The sequence below is a fragment of the Pseudomonas maumuensis genome (assembly GCF_019139675.1).
Classification (GTDB): Bacteria; Pseudomonadota; Gammaproteobacteria; order Pseudomonadales; family Pseudomonadaceae; genus Aquipseudomonas; species Aquipseudomonas maumuensis.
In genome coordinates this window covers 607757-632506 of record NZ_CP077077.1, presented here as the reverse complement: position 1 = coordinate 632506, position 24750 = coordinate 607757, and the positions used below count along the sequence as shown (strand labels likewise).

The following is a 24750-nucleotide window of genomic DNA, read 5'->3' as shown; positions in this document are numbered from 1 at the left end:
CCTATAAGGCGATGTTCGGCGAAAAGCGGGCAACTTGACTGAAACGGTTCGCCGTGCTGATCTTGCACACTCGTACCAAATGACAATCTGGAGATGTCGCGATGCCCTATGTACCCGTTACAGAGCTTTCGCAGTACGTTGGCAAGGAGCTGGGTCGTTCCCAATGGCTGAAGATCGACCAACAACGCATCAACCTGTTCGCCGAGGCCACCGGCGATTTCCAGTTCATCCATGTCGATCCCGAAAAGGCGAAGAAGACCCCGTTCGGCACCACTATCGCCCACGGTTTCCTCACCCTTTCACTGATCCCCAAACTGATGGAAGACATCCTCGTGCTGCCCGAGGGGCTGAAGATGGTGGTCAACTACGGCCTGGACAGCGTGCGCTTCATCCAGCCGGTGAAGGTCGACAGTCAAGTACGACTCAAGGTCGACCTGACCGACGCGACCGAGAAGAAACCTGGGCAGTGGCTGCTGAAGGCCACGGTCACCCTGGAAATTGAAGGCGAAGAGAAGCCTGCCTACATCGCCGAGCCGCTGTCACTCTGCTTCGTCTGATCGTCACACCACGCCTGGAACAGGCGAATGGGGCGCGCAGCGCCCCAATTCACGGCCTGGCGTATTCTGCGGCATACTCGGCGCATCGTTTTCCCCGGAAGCCGCCATGCGCCCCCTGCTACCCCTGACCCTGATCCTGCTGCTCGCCGCCTGTGGCGAAGGCGAATCCCTGTCTCCGCCGGACGCGCGCCTGCCCGACGGCGGCCGCTACCGTGGCCAGGTGGTGAACGGCTTGCTGCAGGGCGAGGGACGCATCGACTACCCCAACGGCAGTTGGTACGCCGGCACCTTCAAGGACGGCCAGTGGCACGGCCAGGGTGAGTGGCATGGCAGCAACGGCGAGGTCTACCGTGGCCAGTTCAGTGAAGGCCTGTTTCAGGGCCTGGGCGACCTGACCACGCCCGGCAGCCATTACGCCGGCACCTTCAAGCATGGCCGCAGGGATGGCGAAGGCACCCTCAAGCAACACGACCAGACCTACCGCGGTCAGTTCAAGGACGACCAGTACGAAGGCGCGGGGCAGCTGGAGCTGGCTGACGGCAGCCGCTACCAGGGCCTGTTCGCCAAAGGTAAGCCCAACGGCGCCGGGGTGCGCAGCGACGCCAGCGGCAACCAGTTCAGCGGCCACTTCATCGATGGTCAGCTACAGGGGGCCGGCACCTACGACAGCGCCGATGGCGAACAGTACATCGGCGAGTTCAAGGACAATCGCCTCGAAGGCCGCGGTCGCTATGAAAGCGCCGATGGCGACGTCTGGATAGGCGACTTCAAGGATGGCTCGCTGGTGGGCCAGGGCGAACTGCTGGGTAGCGATGGCAGCCGCTACAAGGGTGGCTTCCGTGACTGGCGCTTCGCTGGCACCGGCACCTTGCAACTGGCCGACGGTAGCCAGTATGTCGGCGGTTTCGCCGACGATGCCTACCACGGGCGTGGCAAGCTGACCCACCCGGACGGTCGCAGCGAAGCCGGTACCTGGGTCAACGGCGTGCGCGTGCGCGACGCCCAGGGCAAGCTTTTGCCCGACCCGCTCGACCTGGCCCTGCTCAACCAGGGCAAGCTGCTGGCCGATGCGCTGGCCAAGGTGCCGACGTCAGTCCCGCCAGTGCAGTTGTACAGCCTGGTGGTGGCCGGCGACGGCCAGCAGAGCGTGTTCCTGCGCGAGGCCGACTATGTCAGCAACATGCTCAAGGTGCGTTTCGGCGCCCATGGCCAGATCACCTTGGTCAACCATCGCGACCATCTGGCCGACCGGCCCATGGCCACCCGCGAGAACATTACCCGCGCTGCCCGCACCTTGGCCGAGCGCAGCGGCCCCGAGGATCTGGTGTTCATCTACCTGACCAGCCATGGCAGCCACGATCACCAACTGGTGCTCGACCAGCCACGCCTGCAACTGGCCGACCTCTCCGCCGACGAGCTGGCCAGCGCCCTCGCCCCGCTGAAGGACCGCGACAAGGTGATCGTCATCTCCGCCTGCTACTCCGGTGGCTACATCGCCCCGCTCAAGGACGACCGAACCCTGATCATGACCGCCGCCCGCCCCGATCGGGTTTCGTTCGGCTGCTCGGAAGAGGCCGACTTCACCTACTTCGGCGACGCCCTGTTCGCCCAGGCGCTGAACCAGACCGACGATCTGAAACAGGCGTTTGAACTGGCGCGGCAAAGCGTTGCCGAACGAGAACGAAGGGAAGGTTTCGAAGCTTCTGAGCCGCAGCTCTGGGCGCCGCCGGCGGTGATCAGCCACTGGCAGCGCCTGCGCCGCCAACAAGCCGAGCAAGCCCTGCGCAATGAAGCCCAGCCAGCTTCGGGGGAACAGGCGAAAACACCTGGCGCCCACTAAGCTGAGTAGTAACGAGGGAGAGACACCATGTACCTGACGCCTCAGCATGTCCTGCTTGCCGGTGCCACGGGTCTGACAGGTGAACACCTGCTCGACCGCCTGCTCAACGAGCCTACCATCAGCCGCGTGCTGGCGCCGACCCGCCGCCCGCTGGCCGAGCACCCGCACCTGGAAAACCCGGTGGGCGACCCGGCCGTGTTTCTCCCGCAGTTGGGCGGCCGTGTCGATATCGCCTTCTGCTGCCTGGGCACCACGCTCAAGCAGGCGGGATCCGAAACCGCCTTCCGCGCCGTGGACCTGGACATGGTCGTGGCCTTCAGCAAGCGCGCCCGAGAAATGGGCGCCCGCCATCTACTGGTGATCAGCGCGCTGGGCGCCGATCCGAAGTCGTCGATCTTCTACAACCGGGTCAAGGGCGAGATGGAGGAAGCCCTAAAGCAACAGGACTGGCCGCAGTTGACCATCGTGCGCCCTTCGCTGTTGCTGGGTGAGCGCATCGAGCCGCGCCTGGGTGAACGTATGGCTGCACCGTTTGCCCGCTTGATACCGGGCAAGTACCGCGGCATCGAGGCCTGCACCCTGGCCCGGGCGCTGTGGCGCCTGGCGTTGGAGGAGGAAGATGGGATTCGCGTGGTCGAGTCGGACGAGTTGCGCAAGCTGGGGAAGAAATAGTCAATCCTGATCCGCCCCAATCGCCGGCAAGCCGGCTCCCACAGGTGATTGCGTAACCCTGTGGGAGCCGGCTTGCCGGCGATTGGGCTGCGCAGCAGCCCTTGGTTATCAAAGACCGCCCGTGGCGTTGAACCCCACCCCCGCCGCCGTCAACAACGACAACGGCAGCAGCAAGGTATCCAGCAACGCGCTCCCCGGCAGGTCCAGCCCCGGATAGGCCGGCGCCTCGGCGCCGAACCTGTCCTCTGGGCAGCACCCGCCATTGATCACGTACAGGTCAAGCCGTGTCCCGGCATACACCACCGGCGCCCCGGGCTTGTTGGCATCCAGGGTGCGCACCGTGGCGCAGCCACCGAGCTGGGCCAGCACCAGCAACCCCAGCACAAACCGCCTCAATCATCGACCCCATGATGATGCTCGCCCCAGCGCGGCAGCATGTCCTGCGGGATATTCAGCAGGTTGAGGATGCGCGCCACGACGAAATCGACCAAGTCGTCGATCGTCTGTGGCTGGTGATAGAAGCCCGGGGCCGCCGGCAGGATCACTGCCCCCATCTGCGACAGCTTGAGCATGTTCTCCAGGTGGATGGTGGAAAACGGCGCCTCGCGCGGAACCAGGATCAACTGACGACGCTCCTTGAGGGTCACGTCGGCAGCCCGTTCGATCAGGTTGTTGCAGGCACCGGTGGCAATCGCCGACAGGGTGCCGGTGGAACACGGCACCACCACCATCGCCGCCGGCGCGCCGGAGCCCGAGGCCACCGGCGACATCCAGTCTTCCTTGCCATACACGCGGATCTGCCCGTCGGCCGCGCCGGTGTATTCGGTCAGGAACGCCTGCATGGCCTGGGGCTTGGCCGGCAACAGCACGTCGGTCTCGGTGGCCATTACCAACTGCGCGGCCTTGGAGATGAGGAAATGTACCTCACGGTCCTCGCGCACCAGGCAATCGAGCAGGCGCAGGCCATACTGCGCCCCGGAGGCGCCGGTCATGGCCAGGGTGATGCGCTCCGGTCCGCTCACTTCAGCGCCTCGGCCAGCTTGCCATGCAGGCCGCCAAAGCCGCCGTTGCTCATGATCACCACGTGGGTGCCCGGACGGGCCTGGCCCTTGATGCGTTCGATGATCGCCTCGAGGCTGTCGGCCACCACGCTCGGCACCTTGCACTGCGCGGCGGTGCCGGCCAGGTCCCAGCCCAGGTTGGGCGGTGCGTACCAGATCACCTGGTCGGCGTCGTTGACGCTTTCCGGCAGGCCATCGCGGTGCGCGCCCAGCTTCATGGAGTTGGAGCGTGGCTCGATCACGGCGATCACTGGGGCCTCGCCGACGCGCTTGCGCAGGCCGTCGAGGGTGGTGGCGATAGCGGTCGGATGGTGGGCGAAGTCGTCATAGATGGTCACGCCCTGAACCTCGGCAACCAGCTCCATGCGGCGCTTGACGCTCTTGAACGCGCTCAGGCCCTCGATGCCCATGGCCGGCGCCACGCCGACATGGCGGGCGGCAGCCAGAGTGGCCAGCGCGTTGGCGACGTTGTGCTGGCCGGTCAGCGCCCAGTCCACTACGCCTTGCGCCTGGCCTTCGAACAGCACTTCGAAGCGCGAGCCATCGGCGCTGAGCAGGCGCGCCTGCCACTGGCCGCCCTCGCCCGTGGTCTGCACCGGGGTCCAGCAGCCCATGCCGATAACACGTTCCAGTGCCTGCTCGGTGGTCGGATGGATGACCAGGCCTTCACTGGGGATGGTGCGAACCAAGTGGTGGAACTGCCGCTCGATGGATGCCAGGTCGGGGAAGATGTCCGCGTGATCGAACTCGAGGTTGTTGAGGATCGCGGTGCGCGGGTGGTAATGCACGAACTTCGAACGCTTGTCGAAGAAAGCGCTGTCGTATTCGTCGGCCTCGACGACGAAGAACGGCGTATCGCCCAGGCGCGCCGACACCGAGAAGTTCTGCGGCACGCCGCCGATCAGGAAACCCGGGCTCATGCCGGCGTGTTCCAGCACCCAGGCCAGCATGCTGCTGGTGGTGGTCTTGCCATGGGTGCCGGCCACGGCCAGTACCCAACGCCCCTGCAGCACATGGTCGGCCAGCCACTGCGGGCCCGATACGTACGGCAAACCCTTGTTCAGCACGTACTCCACTGCCGGGTTGCCCCGCGACATGGCGTTGCCGATCACCACCAGATCAGGTGCCGGCTCCAGCTGGGCCGGGTCGTAGCCTTGGGTCAGCTCGATGCCCTGGGCTTCGAGCTGGGTGCTCATCGGCGGATATACGTTGGCGTCGGAGCCGGTGACGCGGTGGCCCAGTTCTTTGGCCAGCACGGCCAGCGAGCCCATGAAAGTGCCGCAAATACCGAGAATATGAATGTGCATGATCGACCTCGCAAAACGTCGAGGCAGGGTAGCCCAGGGCGAGGGAAATCGCACCCGCTGTTTCGCTCAGCAGACCTTGGCTATGCCATGTTTGCGCAGTTTTCGATACAAGGTATTGCGGCTGATGCCCAGATGCTCGGCGACGCGGGTCATGTGCCAGTGGTTTGCCTCCAGGGCGCTGAGCAAGGCCTGGCGTTCGGCATCGCCAAGACAGACACGACCATCCTGGGAGCGGGTTTGCCCCACGATGGCGTTGGCAGGGCCCGCTCCCACGCTGCGCACCATTTGCGGGAGGTCCGGATACTCGATCCGCCCTTCCTCGCACAACGCCACCAGCGTGCGCAGCACATTGCGCAACTGCCGCACGTTCCCTGGCCAGGCAAAGTCCAGCAACGCTTGTCGTGCTCTCGGTTCGATTTCGATGACCTGCCCTTCGGCCTCCTGCGCCAGCAGGAAGTCCAGCAGCGGCGCCTTGTCGCTGCGCTCGCGCAGCGCCGGCAGGGCCACCTCCAGGCCATTGAGGCGGTAATAGAGGTCTTCGCGGAACCCGCCTTGCGCCACCCGCTCCAGCAGGTCACGGTGGGTGGCGCTGATGATCCGCACATCCACCGCCTGCGGCTCACCGCCGATCGGCACCACCTGGCGCTCTTCCAGTACCCGCAGCAAGCGAGTCTGCAGCGCCAACGGCATATCGCCGATCTCATCCAGCAGCAAGGTGCCGCCATCGGCCTGCAACAGTTTGCCGCGCATGCCTTCCTTGCGCGCACCAGTGAAGCTGCCGCCGCGATAGCCGAACAGCTCGCTCTCGATCAGGCTCTCCGGGATCGATGCGCAGTTGATCGCCACGAATGGCTTGTCACGGCGTGCGCTGGCCTGATGCACAGCCTGGGCGAAGGCCTCCTTGCCGCAACCGGTCTCGCCGCGCAACAGCAGCGGCACGTCACGCTCGAACACTCGCACGGCGCGGCGGAAGTCCTCGCGCAAGGCCGGATCGAGCAGGCAGATGCCCGGCGCAGCGGTCTGGGGCAAGGCCACCGGCACCGACCACGCCGGCGCCCGCGCCTGGCCGCGCAGGCTGGCGAATACCTGACGACCGTCGCGGGTATACAGCGGCCAGGCAGTGCTGCCCTGGAGAGTGGCGCGGCTGAACATTTCGTCGTGGCTGCAGGCGAAGAACCTGTCCAATGGCTTGCTCAGCACTCCACCGCGGATGGTCCCCAGCAGGTTCAACGCACTCTGGTTGGCGGCGCAGATCCGCCCGTCGCCATCGAAGGCCAGCAGGCCCTCGCTGAACAGCCCGACCGACTCGGCCTGCAAGTGGAAACGCAGCAGCCATTGCTGCTCGAAGTGGCGCAGGAAGTAGCAGCTCTCGATCATCTTCGCCGACAGGTTGACCAGCGCCATGGTGTGGAACTGGCTCTGGCGCGAGACATCGGGACGCGCCGACGACACATCGAGTACCGCCAGCAACTCGCCGTGTGGGTCGAATACCGGGCTGGCCGAGCAGGTCAGCCCGGTATGGCGGCCACGGAAGTGCTCGTCCTGGTGAATGGTCAGGGCCTGGCGCTCGACCAGGCAGGTACCGATACCGTTGGTGCCCTCGCGGGCCTCGCTCCAGTCGGCGCCGAGCCACAGCCCGGCACGCTCGAAGATGCGCCGTTCACTGGGCGCGGTGACGCAGTTGAGGATCACCCCGCGGGCATCGGTCAGCAGCACCGCGTGCCCGGCACCGGACAATTGCTGATGCAGGCTGTTCATCTCGTTGTCGGCGATCTGCAGCACCTGGCGCAGGCGCTCGCGGCTCTCAAGCAGGCGGCCGTGTTCGAGCACCACCGGTGCCTGGACCCGCGCGGGATCGAGGTGGTAGTCCTCCAGGCAACGCAGCCAGGAGCGGGCGATGGACGGGTCGCTGCCCGGCCCGCTGGGCTGGCCTTGGGCGACCGTGAGCACTTGCTGGGCATGGCGGCTGAACGGATTGCTCTGCATTTCTTGTTGTTCTCCGCAGATAGAGCGTGCCGTCAGCATCCTCCAGGCGTGAACGCTTTGCAACGTTGCACCGACCCTGCGGTCACGGCCCGTGTCGCAAAGGGTACAAAGTGTCACCCTGGCCGTGCCGAGGCTGGCACAGGTCATTTCGATAGCGGCGCCGTCCTTGACCCAAGTCATTGATACACAAGGGCCTCCAGGCACTGGCCCGACCTTTGCTCTACGCTTGGTAACTCCGCAACAATCACAACGACCAGGAGACACATCATGCGTTATGCACATCCCGGCACCGAAGGCGCGAAGGTCAACTTCAAGAGCCGCTACGGCAACTACATCGGTGGTGAGTTCGTGGCGCCGGTGAAGGGGCAGTATTTCGAGAACACCTCCCCGGTCAACGGCAAGCTGATCGCTGAGTTCCCCCGCTCCACCGCCGAAGACATCGAAAAGGCCCTCGACGCGGCCCACGCCGCCGCCGATGCCTGGGGCCGCACTTCGGTGCAGGACCGTTCCAACGTCCTGCTGCGCATCGCCGACCGCATCGAACAGAACCTCGAGCTGCTGGCCATCACCGAAACCTGGGACAACGGCAAGCCGATCCGCGAAACCCTCAACGCCGACATCCCACTGGCGGTTGATCACTTCCGCTACTTCGCCGGCTGCATCCGCGCCCAGGAAGGCGGCGCCGCCGAGATCAACGAAACTACCGTGGCCTACCACATCCACGAGCCGCTGGGCGTGGTCGGCCAGATCATCCCGTGGAACTTCCCGCTGCTGATGGCCGCCTGGAAGCTCGCCCCGGCCCTGGCCGCCGGCAACTGCGTGGTACTCAAGCCCGCCGAACAGACCCCGCTGGGTATCAGCGTGCTGATGGAACTGATCGGCGACCTGCTGCCCAAGGGCGTGCTCAACGTGGTGCAAGGCTACGGCCGTGAAGCGGGCGAGGCCCTGGCCACCAGCAAGCGCATCGCCAAGATCGCCTTCACCGGCTCCACCCCGGTCGGCGCGCACATCATGAAATGCGCCGCCGAGAACATCATCCCCTCCACCGTCGAACTGGGCGGCAAGTCGCCGAACGTGTATTTCGAGGACATCATGCAGGCCGAGCCGAGCTTCATCGACAAGGCGGCCGAAGGCATGGTGCTGGCGTTCTTCAACCAGGGCGAGGTATGCACCTGCCCGTCGCGTGCCTTGGTGCAGGAGTCGATCTACCCGCAGTTCATGGAAGTGGTGATGAAGAAGGTGCTGCAGATCAAGCGCGGCGACCCGCTGGACACCGACACCATGGTCGGCGCCCAGGCCTCGCAGCAGCAATTCGAGAAGATCCAGTCCTACCTCAAGATCGCCCAGGAAGAGGGCGCCGAGCTGCTTACCGGCGGCAAGGTGGAGCAACTCGAAGGCGCGTTGGCCAGCGGTTACTACATCCAGCCGACCCTGCTCAAGGGCAACAACAAGATGCGCGTGTTCCAGGAGGAGATCTTCGGCCCGGTGGTCAGCGTCACCACCTTCAAGGACGAAGCCGAAGCCCTGGCGATTGCCAACGACACCGAGTTCGGCCTCGGCGCCGGGGTGTGGACCCGCGACATCAACCGCGCCTATCGCATGGGCCGCGGCATCAAGGCCGGCCGCGTATGGACCAACTGCTACCACCTGTACCCGGCGCATGCCGCGTTCGGTGGCTACAAGAAGTCCGGCGTCGGCCGTGAAACCCACAAGATGATGCTCGACCACTACCAGCAGACCAAGAACCTGCTGGTGAGCTACGACATCAACCCGCTGGGCTTCTTCTAGACCGTGGTTTAGGGCTGCTTTGCAGCCCTTTCGCCGCGGTTCGTCGCCACGGCAAGCCGGCTCCCACAGGGACTGCGCAGTGCTCTGTGGGAGCGGCGATGAAGCCACCATCGTTATGACGGCATTTGCGGTTGCCGTGCAGCAACCGCTCTGGCCCGCTTCCTGCAAAACGAATCACCAGTAGCCGGCAGTCCCTCCGGCAACCTAAGAAAAACAACAGGTGAACCCTATGCCAAGCGATCATTCCGCCGGCGCGCCGGCAAGCTCCTCCGTCGACTTCGAAAAGGTCGGCTCGGACTATTTCCAGCAACGTGAACTGAAGAAAGGCGCCGCGGGCTGGGTCCTGCTGGTGGGCCTGGGCGTGGCCTATGTGATCTCCGGCGACTACGCCGGCTGGAACTTCGGCCTGGCACAAGGCGGCTGGGGCGGCATGTTCCTCGCCACCCTGCTGATGGCCACCATGTACCTGTGCATGTGCTTTTCCCTGGCGGAACTGTCGTCGATGATCCCCACCGCCGGCGGCGGCTACGGCTTCGCCCGCAGCGCCTTCGGCCCCTGGGGCGGCTTCCTCACCGGCACGGCGATCCTCATCGAGTACGCCATCGCGCCCGCAGCCATCGCCGTGTTCATCGGTGCCTACTGCCAGTCGCTGTTCGGCATCGGCGGCTGGATGATCTACCTGGCCTTCTACATCGTGTTCATCGGCATCCACATCTTCGGCGTCGGCGAGGCGCTGAAGCTGATGTTCATCATCACCGCGGTCGCCGCCATCGCCCTGGCGGTGTTTCTGATCGGCATGGTGCCGCATTTCGATGCGGCGAACCTGTTCGATATCGCCAAGACCGACGCCGTCGGCGCCAGCAGCTTCCTGCCTTTCGGCTATGTCGGTGTGTGGGCGGCGATTCCCTACGCGATCTGGTTCTTCCTCGCGGTCGAAGGCGTGCCACTGGCCGCCGAAGAGACCAAGAACCCGAAGCGTGACCTGCCCCGTGGCCTGATCGGCGCGATGCTGGTGCTGCTGGCCTTCGCCTTGCTGATCCTGGTGGTCGGCCCCGGTGGCGCCGGTTCCGAAGCCCTCAAGGCCTCGGGCAACCCGCTGGTCGAGGCGCTGTCGAAGGCCTACGGCGGTTCGACCTGGATGGGCGGCTTCGTCAACCTGGTGGGCCTGGCCGGCCTGATCGCCAGCTTCTTCTCGATCATCTATGCCTATTCGCGGCAGATCTTCGCGCTCTCCCGCGCCGGCTACCTGCCACGCAAACTGTCCGAGACCAACAAGAGCAAGGCCCCGGTACTGGCCCTGGTGATCCCCGGGATCATCGGCTTCGCCCTGTCGCTGACCGGCCAGGGCGACCTGCTGATCCTGGTGGCGGTGTTCGGCGCCACGCTGTCCTACGTGCTGATGATGGCCGCGCACATCACCCTGCGTATCCGCCGCCCGAAAATGGAGCGTCCTTACCGCACCCCCGGCGGTATCTTCACCTCGAGCGTGGCCCTGGTACTGGCCTGCATCGCCGTGGTCGCCGGCTTCTTGGTCGACCCACGGGTGGTGATTGGCGCCGCAGTGATCTATGCAGTATTAATTGCCTACTTTGCGTTCTACAGCCGCCACCACCTGGTTGCCGGTACACCGGAAGAGGAATTCGCCGCGATCCAGAAGGCCGAAGAGGCCCTGCACTGATTGCCGACTTGCGCCGCAGGCCAGCCCTGCGGCGCCCTGGAGATTCTGTATGGCAAGTTTCACGCATACCGTGGGCCACCAGGTCTACCGCTTCGACAGCCTCAAGGAGGTGATGGCCAAGGCCAGCCCGGCACGCTCGGGCGACTACCTGGCCGGCGTCGCCGCCAGCAACGACGGCGAGCGAGTGGCCGCGCAGATGGCCTTGGCCAACATCCCGCTCAAGCACTTTCTCAGCGAGGCACTGATCCCCTACGAACAGGACGAAGTCACCCGCCTGATCATCGACACCCACGATGCCGCGGCCTTCGCCGCGGTCAGCCACCTGACCGTCGGCGGCTTGCGCGACTGGCTGCTCAGCGACAAGGCCGACGAACACAGCCTCAGCGCCCTGGCCCCCGGCTTGACGCCGGAAATGGCCGCGGCGGTGTCAAAGATCATGCGCGTGCAGGACCTGGTGCTGGTGGCGCAGAAGATCCGCGTGGTCACCGCCTTCCGCGGCACCATGGGGCTGCGCGGGCGGCTGTCGACCCGCCTGCAGCCCAACCACCCCACCGACGAACCGGCCGGTATCGCCGCGAGCATTCTCGACGGCCTGTTGTACGGCAACGGCGATGCGATGATCGGCATCAACCCGGCCACCGACAGCATCGCCTCGATCTGCGCGCTGCTGGAAATGCTCGATGCGATCATCCAGCGTTACGACATCCCCACCCAGTCCTGCGTGCTGACCCATGTCACCACCTCGATCGAGGCGATCAACCGCGGCGTGCCGCTGGACCTGGTGTTCCAGTCCATCGCTGGCACCGAGGCGGCCAACGCCGGCTTCGGCATCAACCTCAACGTGTTGCAGGAGGGCTACGAGGCCGGCCTGTCACTCAAGCGCGGCACGGTGGGGCAGAACCTGATGTACTTCGAGACCGGCCAGGGCAGTGCCCTGTCGGCCAACGCCCACCACGGCGTCGACCAGCAGACCTGCGAAACCCGCGCCTACGCCGTTGCCCGCCACTTCAAGCCATTCCTGGTCAACACCGTGGTCGGTTTCATCGGCCCGGAGTACCTGTACAACGGCAAGCAGATCATCCGCGCCGGCCTCGAGGACCACTTCTGCGGCAAACTGCTGGGCGTGCCGATGGGCTGCGACATCTGCTACACCAACCACGCCGAAGCCGACCAGGACGACATGGACACCCTGCTGACCCTGCTGGGCGTGGCCGGGATCAACTTCATCATGGGCATCCCCGGCTCCGACGACATCATGCTCAACTACCAGACCACCTCGTTCCATGACGCGCTCTATGCACGGCAGACGCTGGGCCTCAAGCCCGGGCCGGAATTCGAGGCGTGGCTGGAACGCACCGGTATCTTCACCCAGGCCGATGGCCGCATCCGCTTCGGCGACAACCTGCCGCCGGCCTTCCGCCAGGCCCTGGCACAGCTGGCCTAGAGGTGACCATGGAACGACACACCCCCACCCCCGACAACCCTTGGCTGGCCCTGCGCAACCTGACGCCGGCACGCATCGCCCTGGGCCGTACCGGCATCAGCCTGCCGACCGGCGCCCAACTGGACTTCCAGTTCGCCCATGCCCAGGCCCGCGATGCCGTACACCTGCCCTTCGACCATGTCGGCCTGCGCCAGCAGCTCAGTGAGCGCGGACGCGACAGCCTGCTGCTGCACAGCGCCGCCAGCGACCGCCACCAGTATCTGCAACGCCCGGACCTGGGCCGGCGCCTGCACGAGGACTCGGCCCAGTGCCTGCGCGAGCACGCCAAGGCCAACCCGGGCGGCGTCGACCTGGCGATCGTCGTCGCCGACGGCCTTTCGGCGCTGGCCGTACACCGTCATACCCTGCCTTTCCTCAGTCGTTTCGAGGAGCAGGCCGCCGCCGATGGCTGGAGCAGCGCCCCGGTGGTCCTGGTGGAGCAAGGCCGAGTCGCGGTGGCTGACGAAGTGGGCGAGCTGCTCGGCGCGCGCATGACGGTGATGCTGATCGGCGAACGGCCGGGCCTGAGCTCCCCCGACAGCCTCGGTCTGTACTTCACCTATGCGCCCAAGGTCGGGCTAACCGACGCCTACCGCAATTGCATCTCCAACGTGCGCCTGGAAGGCCTCAGCTATGGCATGGCCGCTCATCGCCTGCTGTACCTGATGCGCGAGGCCTGCAGGCGCCAGCTGTCGGGGGTGAATCTGAAGGACGAAGCGGAGGTTCATAGTATCGACAGCGAGGAATCTGCCGGAAAAAGTGGAAACTTCCTGCTCGGTGAAGGGTAAAAAACATGTCACGGAAGGCGGATTGCGCTTCTAGCCTGCTTTAGGCAGCATGCCAATGGACGCTGCTGGCAATCCGCCGTATCCCCAATGGACTCAGAGGCCCGCCCATGCGCATCATCCAGGCAACCTTGGAACACCTTGACCTGCTCACCCCGCTGTTCGTGAAATACCGCGAGTTCTATGGGCAACTGCCTTACCCGGACAGTTCGCGAGCCTTCCTCGAGAAGCGCCTCAAGCGCAAGGAGTCGATCATCTACCTGGCCCTGCCGGATGATGGCGATGACCGTCTGATGGGCTTCTGCCAGCTCTACCCAAGCTTTTCCTCGCTGTCGCTCAAGCGCGTATGGATCCTCAACGACATCTACGTGGCCGAAGACTCGCGGCGCATGCTGGTGGCCGACAACCTGATGCGCGAGGCCAAGAAGATGGCCAAGCAATCCAATGCCGTGCGCCTGCGCGTATCCACCAGCAGCGACAACGAAGTGGCGAAGAAAACCTACGAATCCATGGGCTTTCGCAAGGACACCGAGTTCGAGAACTACATCCTGCCGATCAGCCAGGATTGAGCAGGCCACGTACCGTGGGCGCGGGTTTGCCCGCGATTGCGCCATCGCGGGGCAAGCCCGCGCCCACGGATACGAAGCAATCGCAGAGTCGTAACCCCTCGCTACAAACTCTCCGGGCACGATCAGGACTTCGCCGTATAATCCCCCTCCTGCCATGTGCGAAAAGTTACCGATTTAACCGGGAATCTTCCGCAACCATGGCGCTGTCCGTCATCGCGTGCCCGTGGAAGCGGGTCAAGAACACAGGTGCTGTACATGGATTTCAACCCGCTGGACCTTATCCTGCATCTCGATGCCTACCTCGATCTGCTGGTCAACAATTACGGTCCCTGGATCTACGCCATCCTCTTCGCCGTGATCTTCTGCGAGACCGGCCTGGTGGTCATGCCCTTCCTGCCGGGTGACTCGCTGCTGTTCATCGCCGGCGCCGTGGCCGCCGGTGGCGGGATGGACCCGGTGCTGCTTGCGGGCCTGCTGATGGCCGCGGCAATCCTCGGCGACAGCACCAACTACGTGATCGGGCGCACGGCGGGCGAGCGCCTGTTCCGCAACCCCAACTCGAAGATTTTCCGCAAGGACTACCTGCAGCGTACCCACGATTTCTACCAGCGCCATGGCGGCAAGACCGTCACCCTGGCGCGCTTCCTGCCGATCCTGCGCACCTTCGCGCCGTTCGTCGCCGGCATCGCCCACATGCACTACCCGCGCTTCCTGGCGTTCAGCGTGGCCGGCTCGCTGCTGTGGGTGGGCGGCCTGGTGACCCTGGGCTACTTCTTCGGCAATGTGCCGTTCATCAAGCAGCACCTGTCGCTGATGGTGGTGGCGATCATCCTGCTGTCGCTGATACCGATGATCCTCGGCCTGCTGCGCGGCCGCTTCGGCCGCACGGCCAAGGCCCACTGACCTGGGCATGTGGTCGTTCAGCGCCTGGCGGCGCCGGCGTACCCTGGCCCGCTATGCGGTCGACCCACAGCTGTGGCAGGTGATCCGCCAACGCCTGCCGCTGCTCGACGGCATCAGCGACGAAGAAGACCGCTGGCTGCGTGACGCCTGCGTGCTGTTCCTGCACGACAAGCACCTGACCGCCCTGCCCGGCGTCGAGCTGGACGACGAGCAGCGTCTGTTCCTCGCCGCCCAGGCCCAACTGCCACTGCTGCACCTGGACGCGCTGAACTGGTACCAGGGTTTCCACGAGATCATCCTCTACCCCGACGACTTCAAGAGCCCGCAGCGCCACCGCGACAGCAGCGGGGTCGAGCACGTCTGGGACGCCGAGCACAGCGGCGAAGCCTGGCAGCAAGGGCCGGTGATCCTCGCCTGGCCTGGGGTTCTCGGCAGCGGTGGCTGGGAAGCCTACAACCTGGTCATCCACGAGCTGGCGCACAAGCTGGACATGCTCAATGGCGACGCCAACGGCCTGCCGCCCCTGCATGCCGGCATGCGCGTGGAGGACTGGGCCCAGGCGATGCAGCAGGCCTACGACGATATGAACCGCCAACTAGACGCCAACCCCGACGCCGAGACCGCCATCGACCCCTACGCCGCGGAAAACCCGGCCGAATTCTTCGCCGTCACCAGTGAGTACTTCTTCAGCGCGCCCGACGTGTTGCATGAGACCTACCCGAAGGTCTACCAGCAGCTGTCGCTGTTCTACCGCCAGGATCCGCTGAAGCGCCTGGCGCGCCTGCAGGCCGAGCACCCGGACTATCGCTGATCGCCCGCAGATCAGGCCGGGCGTGGCACCCACGGTGGGAATGTGCCTATAATCGCCGCCACTTTTTTGATCAAACACGGGGGCATTGCCCAATGAGCTATAGCAAGATTCCAGCCGGCAAAGACCTGCCGAACGACATCTACGTCGCCATCGAGATCCCGGCCAACCACGCGCCGATCAAGTACGAGATCGACAAGGACAGCGACACCCTGTTCGTCGACCGCTTCATGGCCACCCCGATGTTCTACCCGGCCAACTACGGCTTCATTCCCAACACCCTGGCCGACGACGGTGATCCGCTGGACGTGCTGGTGGTGACCCCCTATCCGGTCGCCCCAGGCTCGGTAATCCGCGCCCGTCCGGTCGGCGTACTGAACATGACCGACGACGGTGGCGGCGACGCCAAGGTCATCGCCGTTCCGCACGACAAGCTGTCGCAGCTGTACGTCGACGTGAAGGAATACACCGACCTGCCCGCCCTGCTGATCCAGCAGATCGAGCACTTCTTCGCGAACTACAAGGATCTCGAGAAGGGCAAGTGGGTCAAGATCGAGGGCTGGGAAGGCGCCGACGCCGCCCGCGCCGCGATCACCAAGTCGGTCGCAGCCTACAAGGGCTGAACCTGACACCAAGAAAACCCTGCTCCGGCAGGGTTTTTTTATCGGCGCTCGCCGTGAGTCGATGCAATATCGAAATATCCTACTCGGTCCTAAGTAGAGCCCTACAACACGCCACATTTCCTACAGATCACCTCGACATCGGGTTGATTTCCACACCGTTCCAGGGGCTATAGACTCGCCGTCATGAAAACATCCGGCGACCGTCTCAAAGCCCTCCTGCTGGAGTGCAACCTGACCCCTTCCGACTTTGCCGCCCAGCGCAAGATCACCCCTCAGCACGTCAACAATTGGTTCAAGCGCGGCGTACCTCAAGCCCGGCTCGAGGAGATCGCCGAGCTGTTCTGCGTACGCGGGCGCTGGCTGCGCAGTGGCGAAGGCCCGAAGCATCCCACCCCGCTGACCCCCGCCCGCTCCGCGCCTGCGGCCACTCCCCTGCCGCCGCCACTGCTGGCGCTGGACACCGACATGGCGCATCTCCCCCTGCATCACCTGGAGCAAGGCCGCCTGCAAGCCTTGCCCGGGCACTACCAGCCGGTTCCCCGGCGGGCCATGGAAGCCCTGCAGGTCACGGCGGAGAAAGCTATCTGCCTCGGCATGCCAGGCAACAACATGGCACCCTTGCTGCCCCAGGGCACCCTGCTGGCCATCGATCGCAGCTTTACCCGGATCGTGGAGGGTGAATGCTACGCGCTGCTGCACAATGGCCGGCTGCGTGTGCAACATCTCGCCCTCGGCCACAACGGCACCCTGTGCCTGCACAGCCATGACCGCCTCAACCACCCCACCGAACGCTACACCGCCTACCAGCGCCGCGTGCAGAACGTGGAGATCCTCGGTTGGGTGTTCTGGTGGTCATGTCTGCGCCCTGCTCGCCCCGACTGAAGCGCCTCACCCCACTTTTTGCTGGGCAGAGGCCACGCACACGGGTATGCTACGCGGCACATCATGCCCCCTGTTGGTGCAAGCCGCATTCCAGAGGGCCTGGCGACGCCTCACACAGCCGTCCGCCATCTTTTTCAGGCCATGTTGCCAACCGTTTAAGGCGTTTGCGGCTCATCAAAAATGAGCCAAGAACGTCCCCGAGAAGCCGGCCACAAGCCGGCTTTTTAATTGCCGATATTCTCCGCCGCAAGGGCGCCAGAGCGCGCTTAACCCGGCCCATACCCTACCCATACCTCTAAGGCCTTACGTCCATCGGACATCGGAAGGCAGAACGTCGCGTACGCTCCACCAGACCCTCACCATTGACGTAAGATGCCCCCCAATGCACTCAACGACGTAGCTTGGAAAGACTACAAATCGATGAATTCAAGATCTGATCATGTCCTAACGCTGTTCTCCGGAGCGGGAGGTTTTTCTTATGGATTCGCCTCAGCAGGGCTCAAGCCCCTATGTGGTGCGGAGCTAGACAAGAGTGCCTGCCAAAGCTACGAAGCCAACGTGGGAAGCACGTGTCATAACGTGGACCTTTCGCAAACGCCGCCTTCGTTTTTCAAAGACTTGCTTGACGGTAAAGAACCCTTCGCCATTATCGGAGGACCACCATGCCAAGGCTTCAGCACTGCCGGTTCAAGAAACGCTACCGACCCGCGCAACAGACTCATCTACAACTACCTGCATATTGTTGAGGAAGTAAAACCACGCTGGTTCATCTTTGAGAACGTCGAGGGGCTGTTGACCTCCGGGCATGGTGAGGCTGTATCTTCGCTCGTTCGAGAGTTCCTAAAGATTGGCTACAGCGTCCGAGTCGAAAAGGTCAACCTAGCAGGATATGGCGTACCTCAAACACGCAAGCGAGTCCTGATAATTGGCAATCGGATCGGCTCAGTCTTCCGTTTCCCTGAAGAGCAGTTCTCCTACAATTCGGGAAAAACAAAAAAGAGTTCTAACAATCCATTCGCACCCACGCTATTGGAATCTATCGGCGGACTCGGCACAGCAGCCGAGCAAAGGAAGCATACCGCTGAGTACTCCAGTTCTTCACCTACGAACCTTTACGACGCGTTGATGCGTGAAGGCAATCAGTCTGGCTTAGTGACTGAGCACTTTGACAGCACTAACGCCGAGGATACGCGCCGCTACAGCCTTCTAGCGTGCGGTCAGACAATGAAGGATCTTCCTGAAGAGCTTTGGCATGATAGTTTTCGCAGGCGAGCTTTTCGCCGCGTGCAAGATGGAACGCCCACGGAGAAACGAGGAGGAGCGCCCTCTGGTATCAAACGTCTTCATGGTGACTTGCAAAGCCTGACCATTACTGGAGCAGCTTGTCGCGAATTTATCCACCCGAGTCTAGACCGACCTCTGACGATTCGTGAGTGCGCGCGCATTCAGTCCTTTCCAGACAAATATGAGTTTTCAGGGAACGCCTCCAGCGTCATGCAGCAAATTGGCAATGCGGTCCCTCCAATAGCTGCTGCCGTCTTCGCCAAACACCTTCAAGAGCTTGATGGCATGCATGGCTCCGACCTATCCACATTGCCTCAAGTACAGTCACCCAGGCTCCTCGGATACCAATTGACAGAAGCTACCGGCATGAGTGAGGCCCTGAAGAAAACGGACTCCCTCCTAAAAGGAATTTTACAGCGCGAACTTGAGCACACATGAAAAGAAAAACATTAAGACTGAGTGCAGAAGAATCCAAGCTGCTCACCAAAGTCATGACCATGGGGCTTGGAACCAACCTCCCGGTAATGATGACCCCTAGCGAGCTGGCAAAGCTTATCGGCATCATCTACCACGACACTGGACGCGGGCCGGCGCTTGAAGAGCAGCACCCAGGCCTGTGGGCAAAGATTGCACCACCCGCTGATTACTACGAGCTTCCAGAAGACTGGTTTCTTGAGGAGATAGCGCTCGAAGCAGAGCAACACGTTGCACTTATCAAAACTGGCGAAGAACAAATTGAAGACTTCACCACTTATTTGAGATGTTTGAGCGAGCTTCACAAGCGCAGGCGAAAGTACAGCATGATCTTGTCAGCTCAACCAATGCCAACAATGGTGCAGATTTCCCCTCGATCACTGGTTGAGTACGGCTCGACCGAGCCTGAAGCTCTTGCATCCTGGCTGACGTGGCGAAAGTTCTTCTATGACCTCGACAATCGCTCCGCGCAAGAGACCGGCTACTTGTTCGAGCCGATCCTGGCAGCAGCCATTGGAGGGGAGCAAAAGAGCGCAAGAACAAAAGTTGTAACACGCACCGGGGATGCAACCAAGGGGCGCCAGGTTGACTGCTGGAAAGTGCTACCCAGTGGGGAGAGGCTGGCATATGAATTCAAGCTGCGGGTGACCATTGCAGCAAGCGGCCAAGGCCGCTTTGGTGAAGAAACCCAATTCGCCGTAGATGCGCACAATTCCGGAGCAATCCCCATCCTCGTTGTTCTAGACCCGACTATGAACCCGAGGCTTGGGGACTTGCAGAAAGCTTACGAGGCCAAAGGAGGCCGCGCCTATCTCGGCGAAGATGCGTGGGAGCATCTTGAGGAAGAAGCTGGCGAGGTAATGTCGAAATTCATCGAGAAGTACGTTCGCCGACCGATCGAGGACATAAGCCGTTTCGAGACTGCATGTGAGTTCGGCAGCGGCAGGAAAAGCATTGCCCTTCTTGATATTCGCGCCAGCTATCAAGGTGATCAAGTCGTGATCCACTTGGGAGACTATCGTCGTGACGTTCAACGAAGGGAGGATCCGAGTCTTTCCGAGGAAGCTAACGAGGAAACAATCAGCGAAGACTGAACAGCACTACCCTAGTTGTCGTCGAAGGCGGCCCCTGCGGGCCGCTTAAGCTCCCCCCCAAGGAAAATGGGTAGGCGAAGAAGTCCGCAAAACCGGGCCGCTGTGTGGCCATCGTTGCTCCGCTGGTGGCTTCGGATGCAAATCAGTGCTCTACATTGTGAAGCTGGGAGATAGAGTGCCGCCGAGCGTCGGTGCCTTGATCTTCTGTGCTGACGGGAACATCGGTGCCGGCCACAAGCCGGCTTTTCAATGCCTGTCGACAAGCAAGGCGCCACTCAGAATCTCGCCACCATCCCCACCCGCCAGGTCCGTCCAGGTGCTGGCATGAAGCTCTGCGCCAGCGGATCCAGGTAGTAGCGGTCCGTCAGGTTCTGCACCGACACGTTCAGCTCGGTGTGTTCCAGCAATTTGTACTTGAGGAACAGATCGAACAGCGCCACCGAGCGGTAATCGATCTGCGGCGTGGTCGCGCCGGTCTGCCAAGGCTTGTCCATCTGCGCGGTGGGCCCCGAGGTATAGGTCATGCGCCCGCCCACGGTCAGCGCCTCGTCGAAGAAGCGCAAGCCGGTCAGCAGGTTGGCCGAGAAACGTGGCGGGTTCTGCGTGTTGGTGTACGAGCCCATGTAGCTGCCCGGCGTGCAGTCCGGGGCGTCGTGGGTGCGCTGGTACTGATTGGCGCTGGCGCGCAGCTTGCCGGCGAAGGCCGCGTCGCAGGTCTCGGTCATCAGGTAGTAGGTGGCCGACAGGTCGGCGAACACCCGTCCGGCATCGTAGTGCGACTGCAATTCCAGGCCGCGGGTGTGGAAGCTGTCGGTGTTGCTGAAGGTCATCTGCCCCCACAGGCCCGGGCTCGGGTCGTAGTAGCGGGTGATGTAGTTCTTGATGTCGTTGTCGAACCAGGCCAGCTTGGCTGACGCCTCGTCGCCCGCGGTCAGCAGGTCGCTGCGCAAGGCACTCACGCCCACTTCCCAACTGCGCGAGCGCTCGGGCTTGAGGTGCTTGCCCGGGGTGACCTGCTGGGTGCCCTGGCTGGTCTCGAACAGCGACGGCAGGCGCAGACCCTCGGTGTAGGAGGCATAGACGAAGGTATCTGGGAGGAACTCGAAGTTGATACCGAAGGCCGGTGCGAAGCCACCGCCTCTGCTCTTGCCCTGCGGGGTGTAGTCGTAGCCGGTGACCACTCGGCTTACACCTTCAGGATGGACCACGACGTTGGTCGCGCCGGACTCGTTGAACGGCACGCCATTGAACGGCTCGTTGCTGTTCTCGAAGACGATGCCGTTGTTCAGGCGTGGGTCGGTGGCATCGGTGTACTGGCCGTTCTGATCCGGGAACCACATCATGCTGCCCCAGTGTCCCGGGCTGCTGGCGGTGATCCAGCGCATTTCCCGCTCCTCTCGGCGCGCCTCGGCCAGCACCGTGTTGTCCTTGGTCTGGTAGTGGGCATAGCGACCGCCCCCCCACAGCGTCAGCGCGTCAGTGGGCTTGTACTCCAGATTGCCGTTGAAGCTGAATTCCTGGCGCGATGCATCGCGCAGCATGCGGTTGGCATTGATGTCGTGCTGGGTGGAGACCACGCTCTTCTGCGGCTGCAAGTCCTCGAGCTGGAAGGCGCCGCCCAGGTCGAGCTTGAAATCGCCATGGACGGTGGTAAAGCGCGACACGTTGCTCAGGTCGCCACCAATGCGGCGGTTGTCCTGGCGCGACCAGGCTCGGTCGGTGCGGAACAGCTGCGACTTGGGCGCCATCCAGGCCGCGCTCAAGGTGCTGGTCTTCGAGTCGGTCATCCACAGGTGGCTGGTGAGGTCCACCCACGGATTGCCCTCGGGCAGGTAGTGATAGCGCGCGGTGTAGGTGTCGATCTCGATTTCGCTGGTGGGGTACTGGTAGATACCGGCGGTGCCATAACGGAAGATGTCCGACGGCATGATCTCGCCCATGTGGCCGTCGAAGCGACGGTAACCGAGGTCCAGGGTGTGGTCGTCGGCCAGCCGCCAGGTGGTCTTGAGCAGGTAGGAGTCGGTCTCGAACGACGAGTTGAGCACCTCCTCGCCGGCATTGTAGGTGTTGGCGACACTGGGTTGCTCGTCACCATCGCGGTCATAGAGCCGGTAACGGTCCTGGCCCTTCTTGCCGGAGAAGTAGTTGCCCTGGTTGCGGTGTGCATAGGCTGCCACCAGGTCGAAGCGCTCTTGGGAATAGGCGAAGGCGGCGCTGCCGGATTCGGCCTTGGAGCCGAACAGGCTACCGCGCTCATCACGCGGCACCGCGCTCAGATCCTCGTCGCGGGAATGGCGGCTGCGGTGCTCGGGTTCGACGCCGTTGTTCCAAAGGTTGCCGGTCAGGCGAACGCCGACATCCTTGCCATCGACCAGGATGTCATCGACGCCGATAGTCTTCATCTCCACCGAACCACCGATCGCCCCGGAGCGCGTGCTGGGGCCCTTGTTCACGGTGACACTGCTGATCAGGTCGGGGTCGATGTAGCTGCGCTGCTGGGTGCCGCCGTAGCCCCGGTAGACATCCACCGCCTGCTCCGAGCCATCGACCCTGACCGCCACCCGGCTTTGCCCCTGGATGCCGCGAATGTTGACGTCCAGCGCGCCGCCGTTGCGGCTGTCGCCCACCTGCACGCCGGCCACGCCCTTGAGCATGTCGCCCACCGACACGGTGCTGAAGCGGTCGAGGTCTTCACGCGACAGATGCACCGTCGAACGCGGCGCACGGTAGGTGTCGCGCTGCGGGTCGACCATTTCGCTGGAGGCGACCACGGTCGGTGTCAGCTCGGTTGCCGTCGCCGATGCCTGGGCCTGCGGGATGAGGATGTACGCCCCCCGTGAGTTGGGCAGCAGTTGCAGGCCGGTATTGGCCAGCAGGCGCCGGGCGCCCTCCTGCACGGTGTAGCGCCCCTTGAGCGCTGGCGCGGCGCGGCCGCGGGTCAGATCGGGGTCGTAGGACAGCAACAGCCCCGATTGCTTGGCGAACACGCCCAGCGAGGTGCCCAGCGGCCCCTGGGCGATATCGTAGTCGCGGCGCGTGGCGTCGTCGGGCCGGCTGTTCTCGGTTGCCGCCGGGGCGGCCTGGGCCAGGCTTGCGCCAGAGCCCAGCAAGCAGCCGAGCACCGCGCAGCGCACGGCGAAGCTGATCGGGGACAAGCGTTGCGATGGGCGCGAAACAGGGGGAAGCCGATAGCTGGCGGGCATGCTTTTCTCGCTCGTGAGGTCAGTGCCCGGCACTCGATGCGGGCTTGCACCCCTTCTGTCGCACGACAGCGAAAAAGGTATATGCGTGCGATTCGCATTTTCACTTGATCTTGTGATTTAGCCAAATCTAGTGATAATTGTTTGCATTTACACCCTTGATCCCGCTGACCATGACCCTCTTCAAGAACCCGCCACGGCACATCGAGCACTGCGCCGTCACCACGCTTTACGTCGAACACCATGCCTGGTTGCGCGGCTGGCTGGCGTACCGCTTGCGCTCCTGGGGACGTGGCGTGGCCGATGACCTGGCCCAGGACATTTTCGTGCGCGTGCTGGCCAGCCGCGACACCACCCAGCCTGATACCTTGCGCCAGCCACGTGCCTACCTGGCCCGTATCGCCAATTGCGTGCTGGTCAGCTGGCGGCGGCGGCATTCCCTTGAGCAGGCCTGGCTCGAGGCCCTGGCGTTGGTGCCCGAAGTCGAACATCCGTCGCCCGAGCAGCAGAGCGTGATTCTCGAGACCCTGCACGAGATCGATGCCGTACTCGACAGCCTGCGGCCACGGGTCAGGCAAGCCTTTCTGATGGCAACACTGGATGGCATGAAGCAGAAAGACATCGCCCAGGCACTGAACATCGCCTTGCCGACGGTGAAGAAATACATCCACGAGGGCTACGTGGCCTGCCTGAGCCAGATGCCCGATGAGTGACCAGAACCCCATCGCCCAGGCGGTACTGGCCCAGGCCGCCGCCTGGTTGCTGCTGATGCAGGAAGGGCCGCTGACGCCGGCGCAACAGCTCGAACTGGAGCACTGGCGATGCAGCGACGCCGAGCACGAACGCGCCTGGAACCGGGCGCAGCGCCTGCTCACCCGCCTCGGCACCTTGCCTCCCACCCTGGCCCGGCAGACGCTGGTGCGCCCGGACAGCAGCCGGCGCACCGTGCTGCGCAGCCTGCTGGTATTGCTGGGCGCTGCACCGCTGGGCTGGTGGGTATGGCGGCGCAATGAAGGTGGTATCGACTACTTGACCGCCCTGGGCGAACGCCGGGACGTGCTGCTGGCCGATGGCACCCAGGTTTCTCTAAACAGCGACAGCGAGCTGAGCGTGCGCTTCACGGCCGAGCAGCGCCTGCTGCACCTGCGCCGGGGCGAGATATACATCGTCACCGCGGCGGACCCGTCGCGGCCTTTGCGGGTGCGCACCGGGCAAGGCGTCATGCAGGCGCTGGGCACCCGCTTCAGCGTACGCCAGCTCCCCGATGAAACCCTGCTCGCGGTCTACGAAGGCGCCGTGCAGGTCCAGCCTGAATCCAGCGGTGGCCTCATCGTCCACGCCAGCTCGCAGTTGCGCTTCAGCCGCAACCGGCTCGATCCGCTGGAAGAGGCCCGCGACGCCCAGCTGGCCTGGCGCAATGGCCTGCTGGTGATCGACGAGATGCCATTGTTGCAATGGACCCAGGAACTGATGCGCTACAGCGACCAACGCCTGGTCTGCGACCCGGCGTTGGCCGAGTTGCGGGTTTCGGGCAGTTTCCCGATCGACGACCTGCCCCTGGCCCTGGCCATGTTGGCCCAGAGCCATAAGCTGCGTACCCGCAGCGAGGCCGGCGGGATATTCATCAGCCGCTGACATCACCCAGGCCGCCCCTGCCGGTACCGTGTAACGCGACGAAATGCCAGCACCTGGCCATTGCCGCGGCACCGTCGCCAATGGGATGATTCGTATTTGCAACGCATTCTCATCAAGGTCA

21 protein-coding genes are annotated in these 24750 nt (G+C 63.6%); 16 read left to right on the top strand and 5 right to left on the bottom strand.

Annotated elements, in window-relative coordinates:
• Positions 1-101 precede the first annotated feature (101 nt).
• The 3 genes from KSS90_RS03025 to KSS90_RS03015 all read left to right on the top strand — a co-directional run bounded on the left by KSS90_RS03025 (position 102) and on the right by KSS90_RS03015 (position 3069).
• On the top strand, positions 102-557 hold the full coding sequence (locus KSS90_RS03025) for a MaoC family dehydratase (protein ID WP_217868141.1): 456 nt from the start codon (positions 102-104) through the stop codon (positions 555-557).
• A 106-nt stretch (positions 558-663) separates the two neighbouring features.
• Entirely contained in the window at positions 664-2397 is a 1734-nt protein-coding gene (locus KSS90_RS03020; protein ID WP_217868140.1) for a C13 family peptidase, read from the top strand.
• 27 nt (positions 2398-2424) lie between these two features.
• A complete protein-coding gene (locus tag KSS90_RS03015) occupies positions 2425-3069 on the top strand; it encodes an oxidoreductase (RefSeq protein WP_217868139.1) in 645 nt (214 codons plus the stop codon).
• 108 nt (positions 3070-3177) lie between these two features.
• Here the strand turns inward: KSS90_RS03015 and KSS90_RS03010 are convergent, their stop codons facing one another.
• From KSS90_RS03010 to KSS90_RS02995, 4 genes are all read right to left on the bottom strand, one after another.
• Positions 3178-3465 carry a YceK/YidQ family lipoprotein gene (locus tag KSS90_RS03010; RefSeq protein ID WP_038707275.1) on the bottom strand — a complete coding sequence of 96 codons (288 nt, stop codon included), beginning with the start codon at positions 3463-3465 and terminating at the stop codon, positions 3178-3180.
• A complete protein-coding gene (gene ubiX / locus KSS90_RS03005; protein ID WP_217868138.1) occupies positions 3462-4091 on the bottom strand; it encodes a flavin prenyltransferase UbiX in 630 nt (209 codons plus the stop codon). Before ubiX ends, KSS90_RS03010 begins: the two co-directional genes overlap by 4 nt.
• Complete coding sequence (gene mpl, locus KSS90_RS03000) at positions 4088-5437, bottom strand: UDP-N-acetylmuramate:L-alanyl-gamma-D-glutamyl-meso-diaminopimelate ligase (RefSeq protein ID WP_217868137.1); 1350 nt, start codon at positions 5435-5437, stop codon at positions 4088-4090. The genes ubiX and mpl overlap by 4 nt, the downstream gene beginning before the upstream one ends.
• A 66-nt stretch (positions 5438-5503) precedes the next feature.
• Complete coding sequence (locus KSS90_RS02995) at positions 5504-7423, bottom strand: sigma-54-dependent Fis family transcriptional regulator (RefSeq protein ID WP_217868136.1); 1920 nt, start codon at positions 7421-7423, stop codon at positions 5504-5506.
• Between the two features lie 267 nt (positions 7424-7690).
• Between KSS90_RS02995 and exaC the strand changes: the two genes are divergently transcribed.
• The 11 genes from exaC to KSS90_RS02940 all read left to right on the top strand — a co-directional run bounded on the left by exaC (position 7691) and on the right by KSS90_RS02940 (position 19794).
• Positions 7691-9211, top strand: coding sequence for an acetaldehyde dehydrogenase ExaC (gene exaC / locus KSS90_RS02990; protein ID WP_102683797.1), 1521 nt, complete (start codon positions 7691-7693; stop codon positions 9209-9211).
• A gap of 229 nt (positions 9212-9440) precedes the next feature.
• Positions 9441-10889: an ethanolamine permease gene (eat, locus tag KSS90_RS02985; RefSeq protein ID WP_110703262.1), complete on the top strand. Its 1449-nt coding sequence runs from the start codon at positions 9441-9443 to the stop codon at positions 10887-10889.
• Positions 10890-10938: 49 nt separating this feature from the next.
• Positions 10939-12333, top strand: coding sequence for an ethanolamine ammonia-lyase subunit EutB (locus KSS90_RS02980; protein WP_217868135.1), 1395 nt, complete (start codon positions 10939-10941; stop codon positions 12331-12333).
• A gap of 8 nt (positions 12334-12341) precedes the next feature.
• Positions 12342-13160 carry an ethanolamine ammonia-lyase subunit EutC gene (gene eutC / locus KSS90_RS02975; protein ID WP_217868134.1) on the top strand — a complete coding sequence of 273 codons (819 nt, stop codon included), beginning with the start codon at positions 12342-12344 and terminating at the stop codon, positions 13158-13160.
• Between the two features lie 107 nt (positions 13161-13267).
• The gene (locus KSS90_RS02970) at positions 13268-13726 is read left to right on the top strand and encodes a GNAT family N-acetyltransferase (protein ID WP_217868133.1); all 459 of its coding nucleotides are present in this window, start codon (positions 13268-13270) and stop codon (positions 13724-13726) included.
• 255 nt (positions 13727-13981) lie between these two features.
• Positions 13982-14629 (top strand): DedA family protein, encoded by a 648-nt coding sequence (locus KSS90_RS02965; protein ID WP_217868132.1) that lies wholly within the window; start codon positions 13982-13984, stop codon positions 14627-14629.
• Between the two features lie 7 nt (positions 14630-14636).
• Positions 14637-15440, top strand: a complete 804-nt coding sequence (locus tag KSS90_RS02960) for a M90 family metallopeptidase (protein ID WP_217868131.1) — start codon at positions 14637-14639, stop codon at positions 15438-15440.
• Positions 15441-15532: 92 nt separating this feature from the next.
• A complete protein-coding gene (gene ppa / locus KSS90_RS02955; protein ID WP_003255365.1) occupies positions 15533-16060 on the top strand; it encodes an inorganic diphosphatase in 528 nt (175 codons plus the stop codon).
• A 183-nt stretch (positions 16061-16243) separates the two neighbouring features.
• On the top strand, positions 16244-16942 hold the full coding sequence (locus tag KSS90_RS02950) for a LexA family transcriptional regulator (RefSeq protein WP_217868130.1): 699 nt from the start codon (positions 16244-16246) through the stop codon (positions 16940-16942).
• 372 nt (positions 16943-17314) lie between these two features.
• Entirely contained in the window at positions 17315-18664 is a 1350-nt protein-coding gene (locus tag KSS90_RS02945; RefSeq protein WP_217868129.1) for a DNA cytosine methyltransferase, read from the top strand.
• Positions 18661-19794, top strand: a complete 1134-nt coding sequence (locus KSS90_RS02940) for an ApaLI family restriction endonuclease (RefSeq protein WP_217868128.1) — start codon at positions 18661-18663, stop codon at positions 19792-19794. Before KSS90_RS02945 ends, KSS90_RS02940 begins: the two co-directional genes overlap by 4 nt.
• Before the next feature lie 275 nt (positions 19795-20069).
• Here KSS90_RS02940 and KSS90_RS02935 read toward each other — a convergent pair whose 3' ends face one another.
• Positions 20070-22997, bottom strand: a complete 2928-nt coding sequence (locus KSS90_RS02935; RefSeq protein WP_217868127.1) for a TonB-dependent receptor — start codon at positions 22995-22997, stop codon at positions 20070-20072.
• 170 nt (positions 22998-23167) lie between these two features.
• Here KSS90_RS02935 and KSS90_RS02930 point away from each other — a divergent pair, with 170 nt between their 5' ends.
• The gene (locus KSS90_RS02930; protein WP_198754411.1) at positions 23168-23707 is read left to right on the top strand and encodes a sigma-70 family RNA polymerase sigma factor; all 540 of its coding nucleotides are present in this window, start codon (positions 23168-23170) and stop codon (positions 23705-23707) included.
• The gene (locus KSS90_RS02925) at positions 23700-24629 is read left to right on the top strand and encodes a FecR family protein (RefSeq protein WP_217868126.1); all 930 of its coding nucleotides are present in this window, start codon (positions 23700-23702) and stop codon (positions 24627-24629) included. Before KSS90_RS02930 ends, KSS90_RS02925 begins: the two co-directional genes overlap by 8 nt.
• Positions 24630-24750: the final 121 nt, after the last annotated feature.